This window comes from Albidovulum sp. (assembly GCF_008933605.1).
Taxonomy (GTDB): domain Bacteria; phylum Pseudomonadota; class Alphaproteobacteria; order Rhodobacterales; family Rhodobacteraceae; genus Albidovulum.
Genome location: NZ_WBUS01000187.1, coordinates 1 through 5,383, shown reverse-complemented (window position 1 = coordinate 5,383; position 5,383 = coordinate 1). Strand labels below are relative to the sequence as shown.

5 protein-coding genes are annotated in these 5,383 nt (G+C 68.8%); all 5 read right to left on the bottom strand.

Going from position 1 to position 5,383, the window contains the following annotated elements:
• On the bottom strand, nt 1-242 hold a 242-nt coding region (locus tag F9K34_RS16720; RefSeq protein ID WP_291338250.1), incomplete at its 3' end, for a squalene/phytoene synthase family protein.
• Nucleotides 239-958 (bottom strand): class I SAM-dependent methyltransferase, encoded by a 720-nt coding sequence (locus tag F9K34_RS16715; RefSeq protein WP_291338249.1) that lies wholly within the window; start codon nt 956-958, stop codon nt 239-241. The genes F9K34_RS16720 and F9K34_RS16715, both read right to left, overlap by 4 nt.
• Nucleotides 955-2,589 (bottom strand): citramalate synthase, encoded by a 1,635-nt coding sequence (cimA, locus tag F9K34_RS16710; protein ID WP_291338248.1) that lies wholly within the window; start codon nt 2,587-2,589, stop codon nt 955-957. Before cimA ends, F9K34_RS16715 begins: the two co-directional genes overlap by 4 nt.
• Nucleotides 2,590-2,857: 268 nt before the next feature.
• Nucleotides 2,858-4,321 carry a cysteine--tRNA ligase gene (gene cysS / locus F9K34_RS16705; protein WP_291338247.1) on the bottom strand — a complete coding sequence of 488 codons (1,464 nt, stop codon included), beginning with the start codon at nt 4,319-4,321 and terminating at the stop codon, nt 2,858-2,860.
• A gap of 234 nt (nt 4,322-4,555) precedes the next feature.
• Entirely contained in the window at nt 4,556-5,164 is a 609-nt protein-coding gene (locus tag F9K34_RS16700) for a DUF6778 family protein (RefSeq protein ID WP_291338246.1), read from the bottom strand.
• Nucleotides 5,165-5,383 lie beyond the last annotated feature (219 nt).

The following is a 5,383-nucleotide window of genomic DNA, read 5'->3' as shown; positions in this document are numbered from 1 at the left end:
GTCACCGGATGGCCTGCGCGCGCGCCGCCCGCGGCAAGCTCGCGCAGCGTGTCGATCCACCATTGCAGCCGCATCTCCGCCAGCATCGGCTCACGCGCGGCCCAGGGCGCGCGGGCGATCTCCAGGTTCACGGCATAGAGCGGCCAGAGCCGCAGCCGCGCCTCCGGCGCCGCGGCCATCGTCGCGGCGAAACGTTCGGGATCGCCCTCCTCGACCAGCCGCGCGCAGGCCTCGATGCTCATTCCGGGGCCACGACCAGAAGCGCATAGGCGATGTCGTCGGGCGCCGCCTGCCAGCGTTCGATCTCGATCTCCGCCGCGTCGAGCACACCCCCGAGGGCCGCGTCCGCCCCCGGCCTCAGCGCCGCGATCCGCCGGGCCATCGGCTCGTAATAGGCGCGAAACGCCGCGCCGAGGACCATGCGCTCACCCAGCACGCGACAGCCGGCCGCGGCCACCCGCTCGCGGATGCCCTCAATGCCGGTGATCGCGGGATACTCCTCGGCCCAGAAGGCGCGCGCCGCCGCCGAGGGGCGCGGCGGCAGGCAGGGCTCGGAGAAGGCGATCCGGCCGCCCGGGGCAAGGGCCTTCCGCCAGAGCCGCAGCCCCTCGGTCACACCGAGGAAATAGATGCCGCCGGCGCACCAGATGAAATCGTAGGGCCCTGTCACCTCCGCCATGTCGCCTTCGCGCACCGTCACCCGGCTCCCGTAGGCGGCGGTGCGGACGCGGGCTTCCGCGACGAAATGCGGCACGCGGTCCACGGCCTCGATCCGGGCACCCGGCCGCGCCTTCGCCAGCGTGCGCGTGTCGGCCCCGGGGCCGCAGGCGAGGTCGGCGATGCGGGCATCCTCGGGCACGGCGGCGGCATAGAGCGCCCAGTGCACGTCCTCCGGCTGCCCCGGCCCCTCGCGCGGCAGGTTGCGGTGGAGCGTGAAGAAGGAGGGATCGGGCGTCATCCCTGCCCCCCGCCGGCGGGAACCGCGCCGTCGCGCACGAGCTTCCAGGTGATCGCGTCGAGAAGCGCCTCGAAGCTCGCGTCCACGATGTTCGGGCTGACCCCGACGGTGGACCAGCGATGCCCCGCGCTGTCCTCGCTGTCGATGATGACGCGGGTCACGGCCTCGGTGCCGCCCTGGGTGATCCTGACCTTGAAGTCCACGAGCTTCATGTCGTCGATGCAGGACTGGTAGGGGCCGAGGTCCTTGGCGAGCGCCTTGGAGAGCGCGTTGACCGGGCCACGGTCCGATCCCGTCTCGTCCATCGACTCGCTGACCGACAGCATCTTCTGGCCGCCGATCTTCACCACGACGACGGCTTCGGAAAGCGTGATCATCTCGTTGTACTTGTTCTTCCGCCGCTCCACCGTCACGCGGTAGCGCTTGACCTCGAAGAAGTCGGGCAGGAGGCCAAGCTCGCGCCGCGCCAGAAGCTCGAACGAGGCCTGCGCGCCGTCGTAGGCATAGCCCTGGTCCTCGCGGGCCTTGACCGTCTCGAGGATGCGGGACAGCGCACCGTCTTCCGGCGCGGCGATGCCGGCGGCGGCGAGACGGGCGCGCAGGTTCGACTGGCCGGCCTGGTTCGACATCGGGATCAGCCGCTCGTTGCCGACAAGGCCGGGGTCGATGTGCTCGTAGGTCGCCGGGTCCTTCAGGATCGCGCTGGCATGGAGGCCGGCCTTGTGGGCGAAGGCCGAGGCGCCGACGTAAGGCGCGCTGCGCAAGGGCACCCGGTTGAGGATGTCGTCGAGAAGGCGGCTCGCCTTGGTGAGACCCCTGAGCGCCTCGGGCGTGACGCCGGTCTCGAACCGGCCGGCGTAGGGTTCCTTCAGCAGGAGCGTCGGAATGAGCGAGGTGAGGTTGGCGTTGCCGCAGCGCTCGCCGAGGCCGTTGAGCGTTCCCTGGATCTGCCGCGCGCCCGCGTCCACGGCGGCAAGGCTCGCCGCCACCGCGTTGCCGGTGTCGTCATGGGTATGGATGCCGAGGCGGTCACCGGGAATACCGGCGGCGATGACCTCGGCCGTGATCCGGCCCACCTCGGCCGGGAGTGTGCCGCCGTTGGTGTCGCAAAGGACGATCCAGCGGGCGCCGGCCGCATGGGCGGCGTGGAGGCATTTCAGCGCGTAATCGGGGTTGGCGCGGTAGCCGTCGAAGAAATGCTCGGCGTCGAAGAGGGCCTCGCGGCCCTTCGCGACGCAATGCGCGACCGAGGCGGCGATGTTGTCGAGGTTGTCCTCTAGGCTGATGCCGAGGGCGGTGGTGACGTGGAAGTCATGGGTCTTGCCGACGAGGCAGACGGCGGGGGTACCGGCGTTGAGGACGGCGGCGAGGACGTCGTCATTGTCGGTCGACCGGCCCGCCCGCTTGGTCATGCCGAAGGCGGTGAAGGTGGCGCGCGTCGCCGGCCTTGCGGCGAAGAAGTCGCTGTCGGTCGGGTTGGCGCCGGGCCAGCCGCCCTCGATGTAGTCGAGCCCGAGCGCATCGAGCGTGGTCGCGATCTGGACCTTGTCGGCGACCGAGAACTGCACGCCCTGGGTCTGCTGGCCGTCGCGGAGCGTGGTGTCGTAGAGGTAGAGGCGTTCGCGGGTCATACGTGGGCACCGGCGGGCAGAGGACCGGTGGGGAAAGGTCCGGTGGACCTTTCCCCGGTCCGATTGGCCCTGACGCGAGGAAGGGCCAAGGGGTGTCGGGCAGGCCGGGACAGTCGGGCACAGACGGCGCCCGCCCCGGTGGGGGCGAATGCCCCCGCCGCCCGGGGGGCGGGGGCCGGCCGTGCACCGGGCGCACGGCCGTCGCGGCTCAACCCGGTCGAGGCGCCCGAGGCGACGGCCTCGGGCTTCGGCGGCGTGGCAGCGGCGGTCATTCCAGCGCCTCCAGCTTGGCGGGGTCGAAATTCGAGGACGGAAGCAGTTGCACACCTTCCTTTGACATACGGACTTCAACACCTGCAGAAACCAAGATCGACTTGATCCGGTCAACCTCAGTGAAGTCCTTGCTTCGCAATGCGGATGTCCTCGCATCTGCAAGTTTCTGCGCGATCCGGTCCATACAGTCGAACCGAGACTCTCCGACACCTCTTGCGGTCGAGCGCCCTTCTGCCCGACCGGTTGCAGCCACTATGCGTGGCTGCCATTCCCAACGGGACAACTCGTCGGTGAGCAGTCCGACTGCCTCTGCTGACCTCTTTAGCGCTGCCCGGTCCCCTGCCCCGGCCAAGCCATGCAATTCCGCAATAGCGCCCGCCGTATTGAGGTCATCAGCGAGCGCGGCGATCACGGAAGGCGCGGGACTCGGCGCGGGCTCGGTGTCCGCGACGAGACCCCGCCACTTCCTCAGCGTCGCCTCCGCCGCCCGCGCCTTCTCCTCCGTCCAGTCCATCGGCTTGGAGTAATGCGTCTGCAGGAACACGAACCGGATCACCTCGCCGGGTATCCCCTTATCCAGCAAATCCCGCACCGTGAAGAAGTTGCCGAGCGATTTCGACATCTTCTTGCCCTCGACCTGCAGCATCTCGTTGTGCATCCAGACCTTCGCGAAATCGGCCTCGGGGTGGGCGCATCTCGACTGCGCGATCTCGTTCTCGTGGTGCGGGAACTGTAAATCTATCCCACCGCCGTGGATGTCGAAGCTGGTCCCCAGCAATTCCTCCGACATCGCCGAGCATTCGATGTGCCAGCCGGGGCGGCCCCGGCCCCAGGGCGACTCCCAGCCCGGAAGGTCGGCATCCGAGGGCTTCCAGAGGACGAAGTCCATCGGGTCTTCCTTGAACGGCGCGACCTCGACCCGCGCGCCGGCAATCATGTCGTCGACCGAGCGCCCCGAGAGCCGGCCGTACTCGGCATAGGACCGCACCCGGAAGAGGACATGGCCGTCCTTGGCATAGGCATGACCCGACCGGATCAGCCCCGCGATCATGCCGATCATCTGGCCGATGTAATCGGTCGCGCGCGGCTCCAGCGTCGGCCTGAGCGCGCCGAGCGCGTCCATGTCGGCGTGATACCAGCCGATCGTCTCCTCGGTCCGCTCGCGGATCAGCTCCTCGAGCGACCGCGGATCGCCGAGGGCCTTCCGCCGCTGCGCCTCGGCGTTGATCTTGTCATCGACATCGGTGAAGTTCCGCACATAGGTGACGTGCTCCGGCCCGTAGACGTGCCTGAGCAATCGAAAAAGCACGTCGAACACGATCACCGGCCGGGCATTGCCGAGATGGGCGCGGTCGTAGACGGTGGGCCCGCAGACATACATGCGCACGTTGGCGGGGTCGATGGGCGCGACATCCTCCTTCGCCCGCGTCTTCGTGTTGTAAAGCCTGATCCTCGTCATGGCCAAATCCCTCGCGCGCGCGTTCCGGCGGCGGGCTTACCAGTCTCTTGTCGTCGTGGAAACAGAAGAACGGCCCGCCTGACGTGTCAGCCGGTAATGCACATGATGCAGATGATGCCGTCGGTCTTCATGGCCCGCTTGATAGCGCGAAAGCGCCGACCTGCCAAGGCTTTCCGAGCGGGCCTGCCGAGGCGCGCGCAGGCGGCGCCCGCACAAGTCAGTCCGGACTGACCGTCAGGCGCCGACGCTCGAGAAGGTCTGGCGCATGTCGGGGAGAACGCCGAGCCAGCTCGCGATCGTGCGGGCCACATGGTCGGTGATCTGGCTCTTCTGCGACTGGCCGGCAAGGCGCGCGCGCGCCATGGCGGCGCCGGTCATCGCGGGGAAGGAGGCTTCGATATGCTCGGGACCCGCCAGCACCTCGCCCGTGCGCGCGTCCCGCGCGATGATGTCGAATTCCACGTCGTGGACGCCGGCCGGCGCCTGCGTCTCGGCGGTGAAGGTCATCGCGTGGAATCGCGTCATCGTCACCTCGAGCCGCACCGGACGGTCGCCCTTGAGCCCCGCCGCCCCGCGCGAGATGGCGATCTTCATGATCGCCGCCACCTGGTTGTAGCGGTCGCCCGCGGGATCCTCGCGCCAGACGATGTCGGCCTTCGGCACGAAGCTTTCCTCCTCCGAGACGGAGAGCGTGCGCGGCACCGTCACCTCCACCGCCGAGATCCGCCAGCCCTGCGAGGGGGCCGGCTCGTCGTAGAAGGTGCGGAACGAACCGCCGCAACCGGCAAGCGCCAGCACCATCGCCACGGCCGTGCGCCGCGATACCGTCTCACCCACAGACATGGAATACTCCCTTCACCAACAAATCCGAATCGGGACGCGCCGACCGGAAGCTTGTATCGCGTGAAGGTGACGGCAATCAGGGGAAATTGCGTCGATCTTGCCAGATTCGGCAACGATACCGGGGCCAGCCGCGGGATTGTTGCCTGGACTTCAAGGAAGGAGCCCGCCATGCCCGCTCTCGCACCCCATGATCCCGGCCCGGCCTTCCGCGCCCTGCAC

Bases quoted from the DNA above. Each gene is read 5' to 3' on its own strand.
- cimA (WP_291338248.1), bottom strand. From the start codon at position 2,589: ATGACCCGCGAACGCCTCTACCTCTACGACACCACGCTCCGCGACGGC.
- F9K34_RS16700 (WP_291338246.1), bottom strand. From the start codon at position 5,164: ATGTCTGTGGGTGAGACGGTATCGCGGCGCACGGCCGTGGCGATGGTG.
- cysS (WP_291338247.1), bottom strand. From the start codon at position 4,321: ATGACGAGGATCAGGCTTTACAACACGAAGACGCGGGCGAAGGAGGAT.
- F9K34_RS16715 (WP_291338249.1), bottom strand. From the start codon at position 958: ATGACGCCCGATCCCTCCTTCTTCACGCTCCACCGCAACCTGCCGCGC.